This window comes from Pseudoalteromonas aurantia 208, assembly GCF_014858725.1.
Taxonomy (GTDB): domain Bacteria; phylum Pseudomonadota; class Gammaproteobacteria; order Enterobacterales; family Alteromonadaceae; genus Pseudoalteromonas; species Pseudoalteromonas aurantia.
Genome location: NZ_AQGV01000011.1, coordinates 255,524 through 278,079, shown reverse-complemented (window position 1 = coordinate 278,079; position 22,556 = coordinate 255,524). Strand labels below are relative to the sequence as shown.

At 39.8% G+C, this 22,556-nt stretch carries 29 protein-coding genes; 10 read left to right on the top strand and 19 right to left on the bottom strand.

All coding sequences use genetic code 11. The features are described from left to right. Positions 1-23 precede the first annotated feature (23 nt). Entirely contained in the window at positions 24-1,643 is a 1,620-nt protein-coding gene (locus PAUR_RS03830; RefSeq protein ID WP_192506494.1) for an SUMF1/EgtB/PvdO family nonheme iron enzyme, read from the bottom strand. Positions 1,644-1,898: 255 nt separating this feature from the next. Between PAUR_RS03830 and PAUR_RS03825 the strand changes: the two genes are divergently transcribed. Then, on the top strand, positions 1,899-2,666 hold the full coding sequence (locus tag PAUR_RS03825) for an HAD-IIB family hydrolase (protein ID WP_192506493.1): 768 nt from the start codon (positions 1,899-1,901) through the stop codon (positions 2,664-2,666). A 76-nt stretch (positions 2,667-2,742) separates the two neighbouring features. Here the strand turns inward: PAUR_RS03825 and PAUR_RS03820 are convergent, their stop codons facing one another. From PAUR_RS03820 to PAUR_RS03805, 4 genes are all read right to left on the bottom strand, one after another. Beyond that, positions 2,743-3,267 carry a hypothetical protein gene (locus PAUR_RS03820; RefSeq protein ID WP_192506492.1) on the bottom strand — a complete coding sequence of 175 codons (525 nt, stop codon included), beginning with the start codon at positions 3,265-3,267 and terminating at the stop codon, positions 2,743-2,745. Between the two features lie 17 nt (positions 3,268-3,284). Then, positions 3,285-3,698: a hypothetical protein gene (locus PAUR_RS03815; protein WP_192506491.1), complete on the bottom strand. Its 414-nt coding sequence runs from the start codon at positions 3,696-3,698 to the stop codon at positions 3,285-3,287. Between the two features lie 157 nt (positions 3,699-3,855). Continuing rightward, positions 3,856-4,230, bottom strand: a complete 375-nt coding sequence (locus PAUR_RS03810; RefSeq protein WP_192506490.1) for an MmcQ/YjbR family DNA-binding protein — start codon at positions 4,228-4,230, stop codon at positions 3,856-3,858. A 47-nt stretch (positions 4,231-4,277) separates the two neighbouring features. Then, entirely contained in the window at positions 4,278-4,568 is a 291-nt protein-coding gene (locus tag PAUR_RS03805) for a ribbon-helix-helix domain-containing protein (protein ID WP_192506489.1), read from the bottom strand. 18 nt (positions 4,569-4,586) lie between these two features. Here PAUR_RS03805 and PAUR_RS03800 point away from each other — a divergent pair, with 18 nt between their 5' ends. Then, complete coding sequence (locus PAUR_RS03800; RefSeq protein WP_192506488.1) at positions 4,587-4,982, top strand: VOC family protein; 396 nt, start codon at positions 4,587-4,589, stop codon at positions 4,980-4,982. An 18-nt stretch (positions 4,983-5,000) separates the two neighbouring features. On the opposite strand, the gene PAUR_RS03795 is transcribed toward PAUR_RS03800, so the two are convergent. Further along, the gene (locus tag PAUR_RS03795; RefSeq protein WP_192506487.1) at positions 5,001-6,017 is read right to left on the bottom strand and encodes a substrate-binding domain-containing protein; all 1,017 of its coding nucleotides are present in this window, start codon (positions 6,015-6,017) and stop codon (positions 5,001-5,003) included. A 133-nt stretch (positions 6,018-6,150) separates the two neighbouring features. Further along, positions 6,151-6,873: a lipoate--protein ligase family protein gene (locus PAUR_RS03790; RefSeq protein ID WP_192506486.1), complete on the bottom strand. Its 723-nt coding sequence runs from the start codon at positions 6,871-6,873 to the stop codon at positions 6,151-6,153. Positions 6,874-7,068: 195 nt separating this feature from the next. On the opposite strand from PAUR_RS03790, the gene PAUR_RS03785 reads away from it, so the two are divergent. Next, positions 7,069-7,362 (top strand): hypothetical protein, encoded by a 294-nt coding sequence (locus PAUR_RS03785; protein ID WP_192506485.1) that lies wholly within the window; start codon positions 7,069-7,071, stop codon positions 7,360-7,362. A 4-nt stretch (positions 7,363-7,366) separates the two neighbouring features. Here the strand turns inward: PAUR_RS03785 and PAUR_RS03780 are convergent, their stop codons facing one another. The 7 genes from PAUR_RS03780 to PAUR_RS03750 all read right to left on the bottom strand — a co-directional run bounded on the left by PAUR_RS03780 (position 7,367) and on the right by PAUR_RS03750 (position 13,212). Then, positions 7,367-7,630 (bottom strand): hypothetical protein, encoded by a 264-nt coding sequence (locus PAUR_RS03780; RefSeq protein WP_225738286.1) that lies wholly within the window; start codon positions 7,628-7,630, stop codon positions 7,367-7,369. Positions 7,631-7,692: 62 nt separating this feature from the next. Beyond that, positions 7,693-8,322 (bottom strand): hypothetical protein, encoded by a 630-nt coding sequence (locus tag PAUR_RS03775; RefSeq protein ID WP_192506483.1) that lies wholly within the window; start codon positions 8,320-8,322, stop codon positions 7,693-7,695. Between the two features lie 70 nt (positions 8,323-8,392). Further along, on the bottom strand, positions 8,393-9,085 hold the full coding sequence (locus PAUR_RS03770; RefSeq protein ID WP_192506482.1) for a PspA/IM30 family protein: 693 nt from the start codon (positions 9,083-9,085) through the stop codon (positions 8,393-8,395). Between the two features lie 14 nt (positions 9,086-9,099). Continuing rightward, the gene (locus tag PAUR_RS03765) at positions 9,100-9,513 is read right to left on the bottom strand and encodes a YjfI family protein (RefSeq protein ID WP_192506481.1); all 414 of its coding nucleotides are present in this window, start codon (positions 9,511-9,513) and stop codon (positions 9,100-9,102) included. Between the two features lie 79 nt (positions 9,514-9,592). Further along, positions 9,593-11,329 carry a polyamine aminopropyltransferase gene (locus tag PAUR_RS03760; protein ID WP_192506480.1) on the bottom strand — a complete coding sequence of 579 codons (1,737 nt, stop codon included), beginning with the start codon at positions 11,327-11,329 and terminating at the stop codon, positions 9,593-9,595. 3 nt (positions 11,330-11,332) lie between these two features. Beyond that, positions 11,333-12,232: a DUF350 domain-containing protein gene (locus tag PAUR_RS03755; protein WP_192506479.1), complete on the bottom strand. Its 900-nt coding sequence runs from the start codon at positions 12,230-12,232 to the stop codon at positions 11,333-11,335. Positions 12,233-12,258: 26 nt separating this feature from the next. After that, on the bottom strand, positions 12,259-13,212 hold the full coding sequence (locus tag PAUR_RS03750) for a CHAD domain-containing protein (protein WP_192506478.1): 954 nt from the start codon (positions 13,210-13,212) through the stop codon (positions 12,259-12,261). A gap of 296 nt (positions 13,213-13,508) precedes the next feature. Here PAUR_RS03750 and PAUR_RS03745 point away from each other — a divergent pair, with 296 nt between their 5' ends. Next, entirely contained in the window at positions 13,509-14,057 is a 549-nt protein-coding gene (locus PAUR_RS03745) for a rhomboid family intramembrane serine protease (RefSeq protein WP_192506477.1), read from the top strand. A 140-nt stretch (positions 14,058-14,197) separates the two neighbouring features. Here PAUR_RS03745 and arfA read toward each other — a convergent pair whose 3' ends face one another. After that, the gene (arfA, locus tag PAUR_RS03740; protein ID WP_192506552.1) at positions 14,198-14,380 is read right to left on the bottom strand and encodes an alternative ribosome rescue factor ArfA; all 183 of its coding nucleotides are present in this window, start codon (positions 14,378-14,380) and stop codon (positions 14,198-14,200) included. Positions 14,381-14,457: 77 nt separating this feature from the next. Here arfA and PAUR_RS03735 point away from each other — a divergent pair, with 77 nt between their 5' ends. The 5 genes from PAUR_RS03735 to PAUR_RS03715 all read left to right on the top strand — a co-directional run bounded on the left by PAUR_RS03735 (position 14,458) and on the right by PAUR_RS03715 (position 18,360). Then, positions 14,458-14,961: a DUF2867 domain-containing protein gene (locus PAUR_RS03735; protein ID WP_192506476.1), complete on the top strand. Its 504-nt coding sequence runs from the start codon at positions 14,458-14,460 to the stop codon at positions 14,959-14,961. Then, positions 14,958-15,521 (top strand): TetR/AcrR family transcriptional regulator, encoded by a 564-nt coding sequence (locus tag PAUR_RS03730; RefSeq protein ID WP_192506475.1) that lies wholly within the window; start codon positions 14,958-14,960, stop codon positions 15,519-15,521. The genes PAUR_RS03735 and PAUR_RS03730 overlap by 4 nt, the downstream gene beginning before the upstream one ends. A gap of 2 nt (positions 15,522-15,523) precedes the next feature. Further along, positions 15,524-15,916 carry a DUF6463 family protein gene (locus PAUR_RS03725; protein WP_192506474.1) on the top strand — a complete coding sequence of 131 codons (393 nt, stop codon included), beginning with the start codon at positions 15,524-15,526 and terminating at the stop codon, positions 15,914-15,916. A gap of 479 nt (positions 15,917-16,395) precedes the next feature. Continuing rightward, the gene (locus PAUR_RS03720; protein ID WP_192506473.1) at positions 16,396-16,602 is read left to right on the top strand and encodes a hypothetical protein; all 207 of its coding nucleotides are present in this window, start codon (positions 16,396-16,398) and stop codon (positions 16,600-16,602) included. A gap of 315 nt (positions 16,603-16,917) precedes the next feature. After that, entirely contained in the window at positions 16,918-18,360 is a 1,443-nt protein-coding gene (locus PAUR_RS03715; RefSeq protein WP_192506472.1) for an MATE family efflux transporter, read from the top strand. A 230-nt stretch (positions 18,361-18,590) separates the two neighbouring features. On the opposite strand, the gene PAUR_RS03710 is transcribed toward PAUR_RS03715, so the two are convergent. After that, positions 18,591-19,154 (bottom strand): hypothetical protein, encoded by a 564-nt coding sequence (locus PAUR_RS03710; RefSeq protein WP_192506471.1) that lies wholly within the window; start codon positions 19,152-19,154, stop codon positions 18,591-18,593. Between the two features lie 142 nt (positions 19,155-19,296). After that, the gene (locus PAUR_RS03705) at positions 19,297-20,403 is read right to left on the bottom strand and encodes an MBL fold metallo-hydrolase (RefSeq protein ID WP_192506470.1); all 1,107 of its coding nucleotides are present in this window, start codon (positions 20,401-20,403) and stop codon (positions 19,297-19,299) included. Between the two features lie 385 nt (positions 20,404-20,788). Here PAUR_RS03705 and PAUR_RS03700 point away from each other — a divergent pair, with 385 nt between their 5' ends. After that, entirely contained in the window at positions 20,789-21,532 is a 744-nt protein-coding gene (locus PAUR_RS03700) for an alpha/beta hydrolase (RefSeq protein ID WP_192506469.1), read from the top strand. Between the two features lie 49 nt (positions 21,533-21,581). Here PAUR_RS03700 and PAUR_RS03695 read toward each other — a convergent pair whose 3' ends face one another. Next, on the bottom strand, positions 21,582-21,803 hold the full coding sequence (locus PAUR_RS03695; RefSeq protein WP_192506468.1) for a hypothetical protein: 222 nt from the start codon (positions 21,801-21,803) through the stop codon (positions 21,582-21,584). 40 nt (positions 21,804-21,843) lie between these two features. Continuing rightward, positions 21,844-22,533 carry a pirin family protein gene (locus tag PAUR_RS03690; protein ID WP_192506467.1) on the bottom strand — a complete coding sequence of 230 codons (690 nt, stop codon included), beginning with the start codon at positions 22,531-22,533 and terminating at the stop codon, positions 21,844-21,846. Positions 22,534-22,556: the final 23 nt, after the last annotated feature.

The following is a 22,556-nucleotide window of genomic DNA, read 5'->3' as shown; positions in this document are numbered from 1 at the left end:
TTACTGTTTGACAACAATAAAAACTATAAACGCCGTATATCCATCCAATTAACCGACAACCGAGCTTCAAGCCCTTGCAATGACAATGTATGCTCACCTTTGGGTAAGTTGATGTGTACATCTTGGACAACTTGCCACCCTTGCTCAGACGAAGTCGAAAATGACGTAATCACTCGACCATTAAGCTTAACTTCAACACGCTTGCTGCTGCCCGTATGATACACCCTCGGCTGCAAAGCATATTGCCCCGCCGTTGATACATCAATTTTGTACTGTGCTTTCGCCAAGCCTAAGCTTGCAAACACGCGGTCCTCTTTCACTTCTTGCACTGAGTTCATAACTTCAATATCAGTACCTTGTGAAAAGGCCTCCCCTTCAATTTTCCCTGGTATGGCATGTGTAATATAGGCCGATGTGTCAATCGTTTCGCTGTGTAAGCTCGGCCTATCACCATAATAAGCAACCACAGAATAACGCGCTTTATGTGGTAGAGGGTTTAAGTCTGTAACTCGCCCATTTATACCAGAGCCAACAATAACCTCTTTATGATTATTCAAAAGATCTTGTCTGATCACTTGATATGTTGGCTGTATTTCATCATTACTTAGCTGCCAACTTAACTCCACTTTCTCTTTAAATTCAGTGAGCTTTACGCCCGTCACTTGCTTTGGGTAATTTGCTACTTGTGCATGTACTCGCCTAGCTTTTACCTGTTCTTTTTTAAGCGTGTTCACAAACCAAGTAGAGCCTTCTTGCGACTCAAGCTGTTGTCCAGCGGTATCACGCACTATACGAAACCCTTCAATTGCCCCTAAAAAGTCCCGGCTTTTTTGAGAACGCTCCAATACATTTTGAATTCCCCAATGCCAAGCGCCACCCTTAGAAAAAAAGGCTTTGCACTCCTTTCCAGTCTTGGTGACACCTTCACTTTTCAACTTATCGGTATCACTAACATAACAATCTGCCATAATTTCGTTCGCGTTACCCACTAAATCATGCACACCATATTTATCGGCTTTATACATACCAACCATAGCGAGCGTTACCTCTTTATCGCTACAGTTCTCAACATTATAAGCTGCAGTGTAAGACGCACCGTATAATTTTTCAGACATATTTTGAGCATGTAAATCAGCCAAATTAGCCACATCACATATTTGCTCACGCTTTTTACCCTCTGCTTTTATGTATTCTTGTAATCCGCCACTTTCAACAACATATTGCCACTGAGCTTCAGACAACAAACGATAATCTTTGCCCGTTTTACGTGATAACCACTGCGTATACGCAACGGCATTATCATAGTTAATACATACAACAGGATGAAACTCTGAGAACCGATATATATTATTGTCCCAACTACCATCACTCGGACCGCTAAACCACCCTGAATCAATACGATGTGAGCAATTGTTCGCACTTTCATATCCTGTGTCAGAAATAAATCGGCTATATTCAGCAACGGTCAATTCATATTTAGCCATCTGAAATGCGGGCACCGTGACATCATAACTTTCATCATTTTCGGTTTGTACCGTAAAACTCCCTGCAGGAATACTCGCCATTGGCGGCTCAATTACGTCTGCTGCCCAAACCCGATTACCATATAGCAATACCAATGTAGCTAATGTTATTTTTTTCATTCCAGCTCCAATTTACTTTTTTCGAAAAGTTCCAAGGCCACTGTAGGTCGTTACTAACGCGACGTCTTATCAGTTTTATAAAAGTTTCCTATCATATTTATAATAAATAAAATCATAATGTTACAATTTACAAATAGAAAAACACAGCTTAAAACGACAATTCAATATAGGCTGATTAAATTCAGAATAAACCTTTAGACAATAACCCTACTTTCATTGCAAAATAGTCCTGATTTGAGATAACCAAGGAGTAACATGAAGGGTATTAAAAACTTTGTTTTCGATTTAGACGGAACACTTATTTTTGAAGGCAAACCTCTCACTAGCGCACTCAGTGACACGCTCATAGAATTAGAGGCCGCAGGTATTAATACTTACTTTGCAACAGCCCGACCATTAAGAGATACGTTGCCAGTCCTACCCAAACACTTTTGGGATCACACCTTAATTGGATGCAATGGGGCAATGATCAGCAAAGCGCAGCAAGTCACCAATGCAAATGCTTTTAATAAAGCACAAATAGTACAGTTACTTGAATGGCTTGACCGTGAAGGCATTGCTTACCTTTATGACGGGCATTACGATTATGCAATTTCAGACAAGCCGCATGAATTTCATCAGTGGGTCGCTAAGCTTGGCACTCCTCCAGCTTGTAATGCGAGCTTACGTGAACAACAAGTCATCAAGCTCTTAGTGCTTGAAGGAAGTCGTTATAAAGAAATAAAAGCCTACTGTGAGCAACATTTTGATAAGTTCTCTTTTTATCACCATAGTGGTACGGATTGCTTTGATATTGTCACTGAACAAAGCAACAAACTTTCTGCGCTACAATTATTGCAGCTCGACCTGTCGTCAACCATGTGTTTTGGCAATGATCACAATGACGTCGCGATGTTAAATGCGGCAAAAAAAGCGGTTGTGGTAGGCCGTGGTATATCGCTCACCCGCCCCCATACTCTGGTATGCAAAAATACCATATATACACATTTGCAAGCTTTACTCGAGACAAAACGCGCCTCATAGCAGAAGCGCTTTATATCGATAAAATAAGAACTGAATACCACCTATTTCAGTTCTTATTTTGGATAGCATGGTCGCTTTAATCGAGGTTTTGTTCTAAAAATACCGACTTTTCAATTTGTTCAAAAATTGAGTTGTAATATTGTGGTTCAACAATCATGTCAGATTCAACGACTTCTCCACTGCTATTTAAACGCTTTGCAATGGCATTAATCCTAACTCTTGTGATCCCTTTTAGCTGAGTCACATTGGCTGAGATATCAATGGAAATCGTATCATCTAGGTTATTATCACCAAATACCCAATTAAGGCCCAGAGTAAAATACGTGGCAACTGCTTTTGTGAGTACTTCTGTGCCATTCGTTTGTGTCGTCGTACTATTTGCTAACACCACACCAGCATCTGAGTCAGAAGATGTCAGGGTAAACCCTCTATCTAACAATGCATTTATCAACGCTTTAAACACCACCAATTGAGTCGTACTATCGTATTCTTTCGTTTGCATACTGCGCACTTCTAAAGTCGACATTTGCTGTTGTTTTGATGCACATCCAAGTACACTTATCACGCATAACAATACGCTAAAATACTTCAGTAAATTCATTAGCTCTTACCTGTTAATTAAAATTTACTGCGGTGATAAGCAATTGAACTCACATTACTTAGCTGATCAAATTTGATGATGACCGTTAACGTATTCGAACTAACCTGACTGCTGCCTTGCTCGGCAGAAACAATCCCTCCTCCGTTGCCAGAAAAGTACCCTAGAGTTCCTCCTGAGGTCTGATAAACTTGTTCTTTTGAAAACTTATCATATACCCACACTTCATTTCCGCTTGGTGCTGTTTTAACTATATTTGGGCTACCAAGTGCAGCAACCACATCCGTTGATGGCATACCATTTTTTATCTCCTTTTGAACTACACCTACTGTTAATCTATCCACCTTTTCTGAATTACTTTGTTGCACACTCTGACAGCCAACACACAGCGTCATCCATGTAGCAATAAACAATCCTAATTTACCTGTAGTCATCATTTTTCCTTAATTAATAGACAAGTTAATACAGTCTTCAATGTAACGAAAAACAGTCCAATTTCATACTAAATATTGTATCCAATATATCAAATCAAAATTTATTCATATAGCCTTGTTAGAATCACTGATAAATGGACCGGACTCGCCACGGAATCTACCTTTGAAGAATTGCCTTTTGCGCAGCTTTCGTCATTTTACCTACCACCAGCAAAAATGAATTATCTATCATCCGCTCAATTTCTCCTTGGGGAATTGAGCCATCGAGAATAATGGTGTTCCAAAGGCGTTTATTCATATGGTAACCAGGGATCACGGCATCAAAGATATCTCGCAGTATTGCAGCTTCATCAGGGTCACACTTTAAATTCATCCACCAATAATTGCTGTCTGCCTTGCCCATTTTACCTCGGGCTAAGGTGGCAAACATTTTATCTTTTACTTTATACACATCAACGCCTTCACCAAATGGCTGACTCACTGTTGTAAATGGCTTATTTAATAAGTAAGTATTAACTTCAATTTTTTCCATACTACCTGCCTTAACGATTAAAATAGACATGAGTTAAAACGTAGTACTCAGTTACTACCCCAACTTGAGCTACGTCCGTTATCATTGAGCACATACGTTAAGCAAGTAACGCGCAGCATTGATGCTAAGTTTTTTACTTCACCGTGACGTTCTATAATCTCTTGATATAAGACGGAAATAAACTCTGCAACTGAGCTCTGCTCTTGTTGTGCAATTTGCTCTAGTAAATGCCACATTTGATTTTCAAGCGCTAAGCTCGTAACAACACCTTGAATTCGAATTGAGCGCTTGGTTGTGTCGTATAGCAACTGTGGTTGCGAGGCATATAATTCACACATATTTACTCCGGGAACAACATGGCTAAAATGATCCATACGATGGTTAGAGTAACCAACGCTGAACAATCTATTAAATTTTATCACGCATTATTTAACTTGCATGAAAAGCGTCGTTTGACATTTGATGACTTTACACTGATTTATTTAGGTAATGAAGACAGTGATTTTGAACTCGAATTAACACATAACCATGCACAAAAAAACCAGTATGAATTAGGTAATGGCTATGGTCACCTCGCTTTCGCGACGCCAGATCTTAATTCGCTGCACCAACTCGCCATTGAGCTTGGTTACAAGCCTAAAGAAATAAAACAATTTTTCAATCACTCTACCTTAATTGCCACCTTCTTTTTTATCACCGACCCTGATGGTTATGACATTGAAGTCATCGAGCGATCCAAAATATATCGTTAACTGAAAATGAGCAAACAACTAATGATTAACCGTACATGTCTGCGTGTTAGTTTGCTGGCAATAGTGAAAGTCTAAAAAATAACTGTCTTTGTCAGGCTCCTTTTTATACATAATCACATCATACAATAATTGCGCACCCGTTATACCCATTTGAAATGGGTTTTGGCCCACATTTTCAGTTGCAAGCCCTTGTTGCAAGGCACTTAATTGCACTTGCTCGGTATCAGCCGAAATAATAATTGCTTGTTTATTTTGAATTTTACTCTTGTAGGGGCGCAACATTTCAATATATCGAGGGTTAAACTGTGCGAACCCTGCGACAGCAATAAATATCGGCGGGTTAGGTGTTCTCACCATTGCAAGCAGCTGGTTAAGCGCATCTTCTCTTCGGCCCATCGTATAAAAAGGGCATCGTTCATACTCTTTCCAAATATTACCTTTTTCATGCGGTGCACGCACTTCGCTATTCAAAGAGTAACGAACTCCTCTAATGCGTTCATTCAAATTAGGCGTCGTGTGGTGGCCTGATTGAATACAAAACCGCGGTGAATCATTGTTGCGATATTTTTTGGCTACCTCTCCTAATGCCTTACCAAAATCAAAGTTATTTGTACCTACATAGGCCAATCTGTAGGTTTGATGTTCGGGTAACAAATCTGAGTCAAAGGTGATCACAGGGATCCCCTGTCGCTTTGCAGCCTTAAGGGCTCCCTCAACTAAAAAGGTTGAATCAGTCGTGGATAAAAGTACCCCATCAATGCCTTTTTTCACGAGCTCTTCTACTATCAATACTTGTGTACGCACATCCTGATAGTCATCAGCACCGTCGTATACGCACTCTAAATTGGCATGTGTTTTCGCGAAGTGTACACACCCTTTATAAGACTGTTCATAGAAACTGTCATTTTTAGTTTTACCGACAACGGCAATCTTCACCGTCGCAAAGCAATTACTGACACACAACATCGATAAAAGCACAGCCGTTGTGAGTTGTGTTACATAACGACTTAGCGGCTTTCTATACTGCAAAATCATACTCATCCTAGAACGCGATTATACAAACTCAAAATCCCTCGCTGCTCACAATAAAAAGTGACAGCACTCAGATGAGAGTAAAGCAGGTAAAATAAAAGTAAAGGTAATCATTCTATATTGAATAAATTACACACTATTCAAAACTGGAATACAACTGGCTATCCATAAAGGCTTGTTGAAGCTTTGAAAACAACATATCGACATTTAAACGTTCGTCTATATGCTCAAATAAAGAGGTATGTACATCTGCTTTGATTAATTCTTGATAACCACAATGGGTATAACAAAGGTTAACCGGTTTAACCAACTCTTCCATTAATGCATCTATTAAAATACATGCTTGCGCCAATACAATTCGCCCTCCGCCTTTTGTTACGACAACACGCTGTGCTGTACCTACTATTTTTTTACCTGCAATATTTAGATTATAGTCGCCGTCACAGTATGACCCAGGCGTGGCATGGACATCACAGGTGATACCAAACGATGCCAAAAAGCCAGTTAAAGCCCGACATAAATATTGGTATGCCAAAACAATTGAATAAGGTTTCGAGGTTGGCCAATGATATAAATGAGATACGTTAATAACACGGTCGGTTTGTGGAACCGGTGCACCACCTGTTTTTCGAGTAAATAATTGCCACCCTATTTCAGATAACGCGCTTTCCAGTGAGGAACTCATGGGCCATTTGTTACCCGCAGGTAAAACCAATGTTGGTACTTTAGTTCGCCATAAAACTAAGCTTTGATCTAACGTGTTAGTTTGCAATTGGGCCAATAACGCCGCTTCTTTGTCAAAGACTGTACTAACTGCAATATCATTATAACGCAGTAGCTTAATACGTGTTTTTTCCATAATAGTCCTTTTCGTGCGGGTCTTAGTCAATGAATAAACAGCTGTAACATCATATCAGATGGGGTATTGGTGGGGGACTCGAACGCTCCATACCCAATCTTTTAAAGGTACAATTGCATGACAACCTTAGAGTAAACCTAATTGAATATAAATACCTTGTGAAAAATACACATACACTGGAGTTTCACAGAAAAAATGACGTTATCTAACTATTTACTCTCTTTATGCTGCGCAAGTTTATTTGCAACGTATGCGGGCGTATGTATACCTGATCACTGTGCTCAAGTATATATAGAAAGGCGCTATGTTGAAGCCTCTGGAACAATATATGTTGGCACGAGTGGCGACGAAAAAATATTGAATTGCAACGCCGTTGCAGAATTGGGCTACGCAAAGTTAATTGGAAATCACTTTCAACGGAGCCCAGCTTTTGACGGTGCAGAAATAGCGGTAATACAAAACCCCCATACCAAATTGATAAGCGCCTAGGCTGCTACTCACCTTTTGAAAATTTCTGGATCAGAATATCGGCAACTTGCTGCTTTACCGCTCTTTTATCATCTGTCGCAACCCCAAAACGTATTGCCAGCTCTGCAATTTCATCATCATTCAGATTAAATGACAGTCTTTGCCGCGTCTTTTTAGATTTCACATCTAATTGTAAAATCTTTCGGATCATATCTGATGGGGTTAACTCTTCATCAACGGCTTGCTTTTTAATGCTTTTTTGCACATCGCTGGTCAAATCAAATGCCATCTGCGTGGCTCGAACGGCTTGTTCTTGTCGTTGCCACTTGGCTTGCTTATCTGTCACGACCTTTACCCTGGGAACAAGTCAATTACGTCACTTACAGGGCGACTCAGTGTCAAAGACACTTCGGTTTCTCCCCCTTCCCAAATCTCAATATTAATACTGTGACTTTCGTCACTTGAAATTAAGCTGATCACTTCACATGGCTCGCCAGATTCATCTTGATAGCGCGGTAAAGTTTGATTTCTGTAGTCTTTTGCATGGAAATAGCACACATAAGGCGTTTCACTTTGCTTATATTTATCCGCTAAGAAATGTGCATAAGCATCGGGTTGCGCAACAGTCGTGATCTCACTTAACTGCTCTTCATCGAAAATACGTGCAAATTCATCCAAAGTAAAAATAACATCCACTTCTTCTCGCTGAATTTTGACCGAAAAGTTAGCAAACTCTTCGCCATCATTGCGTTCAATTTGCAGGAAAGTCACTTTGCCAGATTCACTTTCCAGTACAAACTCGTACTCTGCGTTATGCTGATATTGATAAGTTTGTACATCGGTTACTTTAAGCGTTTGACCTTTAAGCCAACCCGGGTACGCAAATGAATCAATCAGTGTCAGCATATCACCAACGGCTAACTGACTTGGATGAGAGAGTTCGCGCTCTGGCGCTTTTTTAGATTTAAAAAAACCAAACATAAGAAGCCTTATTTACAATAATACCAAACCAAAAAAGGAGGCACAGCCTCCTTTATCAGAGTAAAACCAATTATCCGTTTTGTTTTGCTTTTATACGCGCAAGAATATCATTACTCTTTTGATTTTGCTCACCAATACCCGCTTCAGCAAGCTTCGCTTTTAGATCATCACCATTAGCAGATGCTTCTAGTTGCTTCGCTGCACCGAGTTGATCTTGTCTATCTTGTTGACGTTGTTTAATACGCTCTAACGATTGACGCGCGTTGGTCATTGATGACTCATTAGTATTCAATGTGCTATTTACTGCCATTGTTGCTTGCTGAACACTTTCAGTCGTTTTAACCATCGTTAATTGACGTTGGTTCTCTTTGATTGATTTCTCAGCATCTTTAACTTGTTGCTTTAAAACCACAATATGGTTACTAAAGCCAGCTAGTACTTGATCATGTTCAGATTTCTCTGTTTCAAAATCACCAATTTTTTCAGCAATTTCCATTGCTAATGCTTCATTACCTTTCGCTAACGCTTGGCCTGCGTATTCTTCATGCTCGGCAATACTGTCATCTAAAGCGCTAATTTTACGCTTGGTTTGCATTTCTTTCGCCATCACTTCCGTTAAGCTTTTCTTGGCTTTATGCAGCGCATTCTGTGCATCCGCTATCTCTTGCTCAAATATGCGAATGCCATTCGCATCCACAATCGACTCACCAACTTCTCTGGCACCACCACGTACAGCGGTAAATAACTTCTTTAAAATACTCATAACTTACTCCACTATTATTCGTTTAAATAAGCGGTCACAGCGTCTAAAGCGTCGATTGCATTATCGGCTAATGTTACTAGCTCATGTGTCACTTCATCAAAAGATGAACTCACCGCTAAAGCACCAAATATTGCATACTGATCATCAATTTTAGCGAATGCACTCAAAGGAATTGGTACATTTAACTTTAATAAGGCTTCGTTCAATTCATGGCGCAGTTCAGTTTTGACTTCTGCTTCATTAAATAAGTAACTGATACAAAGTAGCTGCTCTTCTGTTTGAGTAACAAAAATAGGTAACTCATCATTGCCATCTACAATGACCTGCAACACTTCTTGCTCGCCTTCGTTCGCAACTAAGAATGACTCAAAATTTGCACCTTCAGTTTCAAATGATGCAAGTTTGATTGATAATTCATTTAATTCCATCTTATATACCTTATTCACTATGACATATTATGTCTGAGTTAAGATTTGCATAGCTGACATATTATGTCAACCTTCCATTTTAATTTTTATACAACTCGGCTTCTGTTTGCCATGCCTGACGATAATAATCGTACAACACACCAGAACCCAGTCTATTGACTTCTATACTTTTATTTTCATCAAAAAATTTATTTGGAAAAGCAAATGCAGCTTGTAAATATTCTTGATTAACCCAATTGCTTGGTACAGGAAAATCGTTAACGGCTTTGATTCTTTCACTGGCACTTTGACCTGTTCGAGTTGCAATTGTCCATCCCCATTGACCAAATGAAGGAATATTCTGCTGATATTGCTCAACATGAGCAAACCCAGCTTGCTGCACCGTTTTAGCAATACTGATAAACGCATTCTTTGCGTGATACGGAGAAGTCGATTGAATCGATAATGCACCGTCGGGTGACAATAACTGTCTAACATGATTATAAAAGTAATCACTATAAAGCTTATTCAAGTCGGGATGATTTGGGTCGGGCAAGTCAATAATAATACTGTCAAACAATAACCCTTCATCAAGCATTTTCTCCACTTCTAGAAAAGCATCGGTGACAATAACGTTAGCACGAGGATCGTTCAATGCGTCGTTATTTAATGCCGATAGCTTAGTTGTTATCTCAGGTAACGCAGGGAAAGGTTGACCTTTCAAACCAAATAGCGACAGTAACTGACCATCTAAATCAATGAGTGTCGCTTCTTTAACTGGCCATTTAAGTACGTCGCGCAGTGCTAATCCATCACCGCCACCGATAATTAATACTCGGTCGTGGCGATTAGCCGCTAACATCGCAGGGTATACCAGCATAGTATGGTAAATCTGCTCATCGGCGCTGGAAAATTGTAAGCGGCCGTTTAAAAATAAATCATTAATAGGCATTGCTTGCGTGCGACTCAATCGCTCAGTCACCACAACATGTTGATACTTAGTCGACTCAGAATAAATCACTTTGTCTTTATACAAAACATTACTCAAGTCTTTCATCCACACAGAGCCATAACTTAGCAATACTAAAAACAATCCAAGCAGCAACACATGACATAACAATAACAGCTTAGCGAAACGCACATGCTGATGATAACGCCACAAAAACATCAGCCCCGCAATCACGTTAAATAATGCCGTCCATGCTGCGGCTTGCATTATCGGCAACGCCAACATGATCATCACCCATATTGCAGCGCCAATACCCGCGCCAATATAATCAGCACCGTAAATTGTACCTGCGTTGTTTTCTAAAAATCGCCCATAAACATGCTGACGAATACGCGCAATCAAAGGGATCTCCATACCAATAAAAATACCGAGCATTAATCCAAAAATATACGGTAAAAAACGTGCGGCACTTTGCAGTGATTCAAATATTCTGCCATCAACTACCGCATCAGCAGGTAAGTTATACAGGCTGGAAAATGTATGAGGGAGGGTATAAGTTAAGGCAATAACACTGGCAATAATCAAAATACTACTCATGCCTAGCAGCGCAATTAAACTTTCAAGCCATGCAAATGCAGTAAATGGGTCTTTAAACCAACGGGCTAAAAACGCCCCTATCCCCATGGCAACAATCATTGTCCCAATCATGGCATAAATGGCGCTTTCTACAGAACCTAGAACGCGCCCTGCATAGTGAGATAATAAATATTCATAAATTAAGCCACAGCCAGCAAGAATCGCCATGACACTAATTAGTAAGATATCGTGACCGAGCAACTTAAGGTTGCTGGTCACGTTTTCAGAGTTTTGCGAAGATGCGCTTGTCAAAGTTTATACGCCAAGTAATGTGGCCATAGTGATACCTACCGCAAACGAAATTGCCGCTGAAATTGTTGCTACGCCAATATTTTTCTGACGATTCACTTCATCTGAAATGTCTTTCCCTGCAAGAATTATTTTGATCATCACTAAATGCAACACGATAAATGCGATTATACTGCCCAGTGCTGATACGCTCCAATAAATCAAACTTGAAGTAATCGTGTCTGCCACGTACGGTGCAATCCCAGTCGCCGCTGTTAACGCCAATGCACTGCCAATCAAAAACCCTGCATAGCGGATCCCAACCGCAATATTGTTATCTAAAATAGCTTGCTGTAAACAGTCACCATTGCGATTCGTACGCTTAAATAACTGAACGCGATATTGACTCACTAGCAGCATACAAATATTACCTATGACAAACGCAATTACAACAATAGGTAAGCCATACCAACCTTCTGTTAATACCCAAACTAATGCCGAGCGGATCACAATTGCAACACTTAACACATGACCAAAATCAATCAGGGCTGCGGTAATATTGCCTTTGAGGATCTCGCCATGTAAATCGACTTTTTTCAATGCCACTTTATCTTGAAAGAAGTGCCCTATTTTAATTAGAACGATTCCCACCACACCATAACCTGCCATCTGGGTCGCTTCTTCTAATAATGAATCAGCAAAAGCACCACTGGTAATGCCGGTTAAGACCACTGCGAGTCCAGCAAGCCCGCCCGCAAAACTTAACCCAAATGCAAAGTTATCTTTTTCTGTTATTTCATCGTTCGCATGGAGGTTCGAGACCCACCCTTTTATGTATTTAAGGCTCACAAACAACGCAATGATAACAATCATATCTATCAATAGCGCTTGAAGAGACCAAGCCGTTAATCCGTTAATTTGGTACATTTTTATAAACTCCGCTATCTAATTCGTTACTTTCCTCGGCTAACACCGCGCGAGGTTCTACTTGAGCTATTACGCACCGAGCCAGAATTTGACTTAGCATAGCTACTGTTTCTCGAGTAACTACTGCGCGTTGCTGATGATGGGGTATGGCTACTACGACTCAACCCTGATGCGCCAGCTTTGGTTTTGGCATAAGGGCTGGTAAACTGCTTTCCTTGGCTTTTATAAGACTGGCGAGTGCGCTGTTCAACCGCGGTTTGACGCTTATAGTTACTATAACTGGTATAGCGTTTTCGTCCATAATCGTTGTAATAACTATACTTCCTGTGTTTGCTCCAACGGCCATACTCCACTCCTCCAACGAGATCACCAAACATTCGATACATGCCATACCACATCCAAAAATTGGTGCCATTAGATTGGGTTTCCCATTGCCCGTAGTTGGCATTTCCTACTAATTGATTACCGACACCGGCTTGGCCATTGGCGGCATCTTCAGCCGCTTTACTAATGGCCCCTACACGTGCCAGCGTACCATTTGACATATCTGCCAATACATTAATTGGGTCGGTTAATGCGTCTGCAAATAGACTTCGCGTCGCGGCTTCTTTTAATAACATCGCTTGCGTAATAATATCGTCACTGTGCATCGTTGGCTCTGGTGCTTTCAACTGACGATAGCGGGTGAGTAAATTTTGATACAAAGGGCCTTGCGTCGTTGCATCTTGCGCGACAAGTTCTGCAATGGCACTAAATTGTGGGTTTTGCTGACTGAGTACGTTGCCATATTCACTAAGTAATACCGCATTTCGTATTTGTTTTTTTTCAAGCGCTTCACCTAAGGCATTAATCTCACGTGAAGCTTCTTGTAGTGTGTATTTGATTGTTTGTTGTGTACGTTCTTCCTTCGATTCACAACCCAGCATTAAGCTAAACAAACAAAACAGACTAATCAGTTTCCAAACTTTAAAATCGGACATTCATTGTCACCTGATCTGTTTTAGTAAAAGTTTAAGCTCCCATTCTACATACCCCGACAAGATAACCAAGTGCTTCTCACTAAAAATCCCTATTTGTGTAATAAATTACTTGGCGTAAATAAATTATGTAAGCTTTTATTTTAATTTAACTTAATTCTTTATGCATAACCAAAATGGGAATATGCTGTTACAATTACATGGGGTAATTAATGCATTATGCACATAAGATATCCACACCTTTACGGTAATTATTGTCATATTAAAAACACTTTAAACTTGATATTCGGAAACGTTCAATGCCATTTAGACAGTCAATCAAGATCATCGCCGTACTACTTTTAATCATGCTGCTTATTCAGCTACTTAACACAGTAACAAATGGCATCATTTCGCAGTTTGGTATTATTCCTCGTACCACAATGGGATTAATCGGGATTCCCTTAGCACCATGGATACATCACAACTGGCTACACTTAGCATCAAATGCGATCCCACTGGCTTTGTTATCGTTTCTTGCTCTACAAAATGGGTTTAAACAATATAGTCTCGTGTTCGCTTTTATTACGCTCGCCGCTGGCAGCGGTGTTTGGTTATTAGGCTCAGCGGCACATCATGCAGGCGCCAGTTTGATGATATTTGGATTATGGGGTTACTTACTCGCCTTGGCTTTTTTTCAACGTAACGTTAAAAATATTTTCATCGCTATTGTGGTCTTTTTTATTTATGGAGGACTTGCTTTTTCACTGCTCAGCTATCAGCCAAACATCAGTTGGAGTAGCCATTTTTTTGGCATGTTAGCAGGTTTACTCGCCGCTCAGCTGTTCAAAAATAACGGTGTTAAATAGTATGGCCTTACAGCTAAATAATTCCGTAACATACCCGCTTATCCGAAGGTCAAAAACCAGACGACCACTGCACTATTAAAGCGTCAGCTCCTACCATAAAACCAAGCTATCACTCTAGAAAAGCCTTATCTTAGAGCTCGCTACACTGCTATAAGATAAGGCTCTTGGTCTTGATGTTTCGCTTTACGTTTAAAACGTCCCTTACCTTTTTTTACTTGCTCAATTTTTGCTTTAAATAGGGGGCTTGTAACCAATGCTTTAAGCGCATTGTCTTTTATTTCTCCACCTTGGTGGGCATGTTTAATAACATCAAAGTTATTAATCACTTTACAACTGCATAATAAAAGCACAATATATACATACCATAAGGTATGGTATGTATATATTGAAGGAGTAGTTTATGTGGAAAGTAAAAGCAGTTTCTGTACCAAAAGATGATTTTTTAGCATCAAAACGCAGCAAGCATAGCTTTCGAGATGCCTTAAGCGCCCCTGTTAGCCAACCATCAATAAGCGCTGCGAAAGCGCAACTTAATATATTTTCTCGTATGCCTAAGTGGGTAGATACATTGATGAATATCCGTAACAAAACCGTCAAGTACTTTGGCTTCAAGGTAGCTACAGACAGCACATTACACATGGAAAAAACAGACTTAAAACTCGGCGACTCTGCGGGGTTTATGACCGTCATCTCTGTCCATGATCAAGAGATCATTAGTTTTGCTGAAGATAAGCATATGCAGTTTTATATGAGCGTGACAACAGATGGTCAACAAGCAACCGTTTCAACATTAGTCAACCTTAAAACCCCTATAGGCCGATTATATATGGCACTCATCACGCCATTTCATTGGATAATTGCCCGAGTGGTTATCCACAATGCTGTGCAAGAGCAGCGATTATGAATAAAAAATCCCAACAACTTAGTAAAGCCCAATGGCTCGAAAAAGCGCTCACACAGCTCGTGAAATTTGGTCCACAACAGCTCAAAATTGCAAATTTATGCCAAAATTTTGAAGTCACCAAAGGCTCATTCTATCACCACTTTAAAAGTAGAGATGACTTTGTGCATGCATTAATGCAGTATTGGTATGAGCAAACCACTGTCAATTTTATCGCGCAAGCTAACACCCAAAGCTCGCCCTTAGAAAAGTTACAAAAACTTGACCAAGTCATTGCAAGTAATAACATTGAGGCTGAAATACATATTCGGGCATGGTCACTCACTGAAACATTTATCGTCACGCATTTAGAGAAAATAGACAGTCAACGCCAAGCATTTTTAGCCTCATGTTATCAAGAATTAGGACTCAACTCTGAGCAAGCCACAGATCTCGCAGCAATATCGTATGCACAATTTTTAGGCCTCTTACACATAAAACCGCAGCCTGATGTAACGCAATGCCTAAAGCTATCAGCATTAATTGCTCAACAATTTTTACCCGTCATACAACAAGGAGATTAACCATGAACTTAACTAAATATTCAGGATATGCTTTATTTTTTACTGGTGTGCTTCACACCATGATAGGGGTTATTTTGGGCTGGCCGACTCTAATAGAAATGCATGACAGTGGTTGGTTTAGCGCCACTATGACCAATGGAGAAATGAACTTCAAAAGGGAAGCCATTATCTGGTTCCTATTAACTGGCGCTTTTTGGATAACATTTGGCCTCGCACTGCAAACAATGATCAAACAAGGTCTAAAAGTGCCGTCACAATTGGGCTGGAGCTTTATATTTTTAGGCACCGTGGCTGCCTATATCATGCCCGTATCTGGCGCTTATTTATTTATCATCCAAGGTGGGCTTATTGTGTTAAGTCGCAGCAAAACACCACACACATCAACCGCTATTTAAATCTGTATAACATATTGACAAAATGAGGGGGAAATACACCGCTTTATTTTCGCCGCTTCGACATAGCGGCTACTTTCAATATAAAACGCTGAAGCACAAGCATTAACAGTGCTCGGCGCTTTCGAGCCAAACCTCACTGCATTCACTTCTGCTTTTACTTCATGTACTGAACAATATTTACCTCAATAACGGTAATACTTTCTCAGCTCGTTAATTACTCCAGCACTCCCCATAAAAATGATAGTGATCCGCTTCATATAAATGGTGAAATATAGAGTCCCCCTTTATTCATTGCTTATGAATGACAAGTAAATTCGTTCATTACTATATAAAAAGTGGCATCATCAATTTAGCTAGGAGGGACAGAATAAAAATTAGTAGCCTTATAAAAGCAGAAATACAGGATTACAAAAACAAAACATACACCAACAAAAATAATATGATATATTAACAATTCACATTAAAAAAGGATATTAAAGATGAAAATAAAATTAAATAAGAAAAATATTAAGCAACTCAGCCAAAATGCAACATTTATCGCTAAAAACCAAACGCCAAATATCGTGGGCGGTCAAGGCGCAACACAGGGAGCTTGTTATAGCTTAGGATGTGACACAGCGGCGTTTTTAGGATGTAGAACAGGTAGAGAATGTTATTCTGCCGTAAATGAGATCTGCATGCCTTAATTTAACATGATCCATAATAAGAAGTGCTCCTGCATTGAGAGTACTTCTTCATATTCCGAGTCACTGATTCAACCAAGCACACCCTGAGCTACTTTAAAAAACCTATTCTTTCAAAGTATAACTACAAATTAGCACGTGCACTTTAATTACGCCAACGACACTCCACGCCTTTAGGTCAATCCATGCTCGCAACACACTGTGATAAATACAGATAGTATTAACTAACCTTTACCTAGAACTTTTTTGCCAATTGCACGGTCTATTATTTACGACACAATATCTTTTTCTTATTCACTAACGGAATATAAAATATACATGCCACAATGCAAACAACAATGGATGTTAAATACCTCTGCTTTGAAGCTTATTATTTATAGTTCTTTGCCCATTTTTCCAGCTATTTTTTTATTAGTTACTTATGATTTATTTGAAATCACTTTAATTGCTAAACTATGCTCAGCACACCTTTCTGCGTTAAGTTTCAATGCCCCCATTTCGATCGCGATGACAGGCTTAACAATTGCTCTATCTATCGCAACCAACAACTGGATATGCCGAGTCAAATCTCAAACTTCATCTACCGACAATAACAATATTATGGGGGGAGTAAATACCAATGTGATAAGAACTTTGGTTGTGGTATCTGTACTTACACTCATGATGTCGATGCTGCTTTATATCGCCAGTCCCTTTATATACAAAATGTTAGGCACCAATTCATCCGCAGCATCAACAGCGGACTTAGACGTCTTCTCTCTTGTCACACAATACACCAATTTACGATTAATCTCTTGGTTACCATTGGTACTCATTTGGCAATGCAATGGCATACTGCGTAGCTTAGGGCATATAAAGCCAGCAAGTACGTTACTGACTTTATGGATGCTCTGTAAGTTTGCATTAAGCTATATGTTCATTGGGGACGGCACGTGTGTCCAATCTTTAAATAGCGGCATCATAGGTGCAGGGTATGCCCATTTAATTTCTGACAGTAGCTTTGCGCTTGTGTCATTGCTAATTACGTTTCGAATACTTGGTATTAATACCCTTGTGCTCCCGAACATAAAATGGCGTAACACTTTTAGACAAATATCGGTCACGGGGCTCAATGCGGCTTTACAACAATTGTACATGCCTGTTTGTATTGGTGTGCTCACGTATTTTGTGGCAAGCGTGGCTCATCAAAAATTACCATTATTGAGTATTTTATTTCGAATTGAAGCAGTCGCTTTATTAACCCCTATGGTATTTACGGCATCACTGCCAGGTATTCTCGCTGCAAACTGGTGGGCAAATGAATATTCGCGAGTAAAGTTACTTATCATGAATAGTTTTGCTATCATTTTTATCATTCAAATTGCCGTTGCGGTCGTTTTGTATAGCAACGCTCATTTTATCTTTGTGGCACTCAATTTAAGTAACGAGTTACAAGCCGACTTAGCGGCCTTTCTCTTATTCGTACCCATCAGCTTAATTGGGGCTGGCTTTGTCATGCTCACACAATCTTATTTAAATGCAATAAACCAAGCGACCCAAGCAAATGCGCTGAGCTTTAGCCACAAAATTATACTCACGTTACCTCTCGCTATTGTTGGATTGTACCACTTTTCGCTCGTTGGTATGTTTATCGCCATTGCAGTCGCGAATGTGGTCACCGCGATTTTGGCCGTAAAACGACTATTTCAATTATCACAACCAAATGGCAACCAGCGTTTACCTTGTCATACAAAAAGTCCGTTCATTGATAATACGCAATAGGCTTAATTAACCTCAGGTTTGGATAAGGATTTTGGAATAGAAAATGTTTTGAAAATAAACTTACGTACAATCCAATGATGTTATTTTGTTCAATATCAAGGCGCTTTTATGCAGTAATAGCGGGCTATTACAAATGAAAGCAACGCCGAGAGAGAGAAAAATAGCTTTATTGGGCAAATTCGCTTATCCAGAGCTGAGGTTAATTAAATATCAGCCATTATTAAACCGTTTCACTTTCGGTTTAACGTTAATGCAGAGATGCTCAACTGTGCTTGACCACCATGCTTATCTGTTAAGCTAGGTACAAAATATAAGGCATTAATATGTGCTTTAATTGCCCCTTTATCAATTGACCACGGTGGTGTCCAAGCAGGACGAGAAAAATCAGATAACATTACAGTGTGTGTCGTCTTTTTATCTACCTCTGGTAAGGTAACTTGATAATGCGCATAACTTTTGTCACCTTGTCCACCATAATCTCTTTGCGACAATTTAATAATAAGTACCCTATCACTTTGATAAGTCACGGTGACGCTTTCGTAACCTTCGAGAGAACGCTGCGGAATATCATAAATTAATTCAACCCACGAGTTATTCGCCTTATCAAGTCTGGGAACTCGCGAAAAAACCATATCAATCTGTCCATCTTTCACCAAGCGTCCATCAAAAATGGCTCGGCTTCCATGTGAATCTGTTGCATAGCGCCAGTCTTTAGCAAGCAACCGTTCTGCATCGGTGAAACTAACACAACCGCTTAATGTGATCGCAGCCAAAAATAAGCCCATTCGTAACATAGTGACATTCCATACCTTTGAATTTGAATACATATTATATAAGACGCGATCAAATAAATAGTAAAAAGCGCCGCTGTATTTTTCATACAACGGCCGCCAAAACACTGTATAACAAAAACAATTGTGGTTGTTAGATTACATACTAATTAGACGTGTTTAATAACTCAGCGTAATTTACGCCTTCTCCTACTAGCAGTGTTTTTACAATAAAGTGAGGTTTCATATCTTGAACGGCTCTTGCTAAGCGGCGTAACGGTTCATTGACGTGTTCAAACCCTAACGCCCAGGTACCATACCCCCATGGAATAAACACCTTACACCCTAAATCGAGTGCTGCCTGCACCGCATCTTCTGGTGACATATGCATTTTTCTTGCTCCCCGAGGGTATGCAACAATAGGCATTAGGCACACATCTATATCGCCAACTTGCTGCTGTATGTCTTTAAAAATGGGGCTATATCCCGTATCCCCAGCAAAGTAGACTGTGTGTTTACCATCATTCATTAGCCAACTTCCCCATAAGCTTTCATCTGTATCAAACGCGCCATGACTGGACGTATGATTCGCAGGCAAAAAGTGAAGGTCGGTATTGTTATGTTTGGTTTGTGTATACCATCCCATTTCAGTAATGGGACCTTGCTGATAATTGACATCATCAGCGGTATCCAGTGGTAAGTACAAAGCCGTGTTGCCATTAAAACGATTCAAAGTTTCACTATTAAGATGATCATAATGATTGTGAGAAACCATGATTGCCGTAACAAAATCTAGTTGGTCTGCTTTTATAGGTGCATCGCCCAAGCGGTTTAAGTCATCAATGACTTTACTGCCAACCCAACCATATCCATCAAACTCACCAAAAACAGGGTCGGTAACGAATGCATCGCCATTGGTTTTCTGTATCAAAAAGCTTGCATGCCCAAGCCAGGTAATATGACCTGCATTGCGGCTATTTATTTCCGCAGTCGGTGAGAGTAGCTTTTCATATTCAAACCCAAACGTTTTATCAATACCAGAATGCGCAAAACTGATCATGCCCGGTTCGACTGTTTTTTTCTCTGTTGGTAATAAAAAGTCAACATCATCATAAGCATGATGAGGGCCGCGGCCTTGATATGTACCAGGATAAATATTTTGATACTTCTTGCCTGTTACCGGGAACAGTTCATTCTCTATACGCGTGATATTTTGAGAGCAAGCGCTTAAACACAGGGTACTTAAAAGCGTAAGTAAAAGTCTATTTTTCATTGTTATGATACCTTTTCCTAAAACATGCTCTCATTGTACATTTACGGTTTACCTAAATCTTAACCACTTTTTATTATTTGCTAAAAATAGAAAACAAAAAGAAAAATTAAAAATATAACTATAAAAATCAAAGCGATAAATCCATTCTCCGAAAAAGTAACGAGCATCATATCAATATTACTTTTACAACAAATACGATCTCCGCTCCTCATAATGATCTGCACCAACAACCAAACACATAGCCAAAGGTCTCCTGTTGGGGTGCCGCAATTAGAATCACCTAATAATTCACCTTAACGCGTTTATTGTCTCACTGAACGAAAATCACTGAAAAAAAAACAAGCTATCGTTAAGTTGGAACAACACTTAAATTAAAAGAACGATTATGAAAAAAAATTATAAAGTACTCAGCGTATTCATATTCCTTGCGAGCTTTTCTACTGTGACACACGCTACAGAGAATGTACTAATCACCTCCGACAACTTTGCGCTAAAAACAGACTATTTCAAACCTAACATTGCCAGCGATCGTGCCGTCTTAATGCTTCATCAATGTAATTACAATCGAAGTATGTATACCAAGATAGGTGAGCAATTGGCACAATTAGGTATTCACGCATTAAGTTTAGATTTTAGAGGATTTGGAGAAAGCGTAAATCATCAATATGATATTGAAAAAGTAAGATCGCAACCAGATGACACTCGACGTTCGGCTTGGTTAACTCTCTCTCAAAATTGGCCTGATGATGTCATGCTTGCATACACTTTTCTGAAAGAGAAAAGTGGCCCTAATAGCAATATCGCCGTTATCGGTGCCAGCTGTGGTGGTGCTCAAGCAATTACTTTAGCCCAAAGCCAGTCTATTTCAGCCATCACGTTTTTTTCATCCGCACAAAATGACACCAATATCGCCCATTATAAAAATGATTTAGCCAGCATACCTACACTTATTATTGCCGCGGAACAAGATGGTAGAACCTATAGCAGCGCACAAACATTGTTTAAAAATGCAGAGCATATAAATAGCAAGTTTGTCAGCTATAAAGGAGCTGAGCATGGCTACCCATTACTCGATAAAGACAATAACCTAGTGCCTCTTATCACTAACTGGCTTGATAAACAGTTATAAAAAACGAGATCAGCTTACCTCTATTTGAAAACACACAGGAGAGACACAATCAGTGTTTCTCTAACATTGATGCCTTTTTTCCAAAGCAATATACAACCAAAGGCATCACAACATAAGACATAATAGGGACTATTAACGCAACAACAATACAGACTTGCAGTAAGTGATTGTTAGGCAAGTAAGGCGTTACCCAGGTTGGAATAAAGTACACCAATGGCACTAATACAATGTAGTTAATCAAAGCAATCAGGTGTGAGTTGATATGTGTCATGGCTTTGTTCCTGATAAATTAATAGATTAAAACAGGCTATCTAAGGAGCAGCCACTGTCACAACCACCACTTCAGTGTCATTACTTGCTTCAATACGAATATTTTCACTGCGTACCAAGCTCCCTTCACTTGCATCATAATACGCACCGCCATCCGTTAATATCGCATCACCTTTACTGACGTAAACCAATACATCGTTGTTCGAAGTGAATATTTCACCGGCTCTTAAACGCACAATGTCTATGATGGTTGAGCTATAAAAGACCTCAGTTTGCGTCTTATTTCCACCATAAATACGCGTTACTCCTTGCTGCACTGTATAATGCTTAAAACCAGCAGGCTCACCGAATTCATCCGGTAATACCCATAACTGCAATAAGCGGTTTTTGGTCATATCAGGGTTCACCTCATTATGCTCAAAACCTTCACCACCAGCACGCTGTACCTGCGCCTCACCGGCGACTAAACTTTGTCCGTGCTCTAACGACCCCTCATGGCTAATACGCCCATCCATCATAATGGTGATCACATCAATTTCTTTATGTGGGTGCATGTGCGTTTCACCCATTGGGTTAAATTGAGCATCCGCTAGGTAAACAAAATTACCAATGCCTTCGAATGTATCTGGCGCTTTTCTACCTGCAAACACGCGACTGTCAGTCACTAAACGATGCTCAGTTAAACCGGCAAAGCCACCTAATGGTAATGATTCTCTTGTTAATACTTGCATCTATTTCCCCTTCGTAAAGTCAT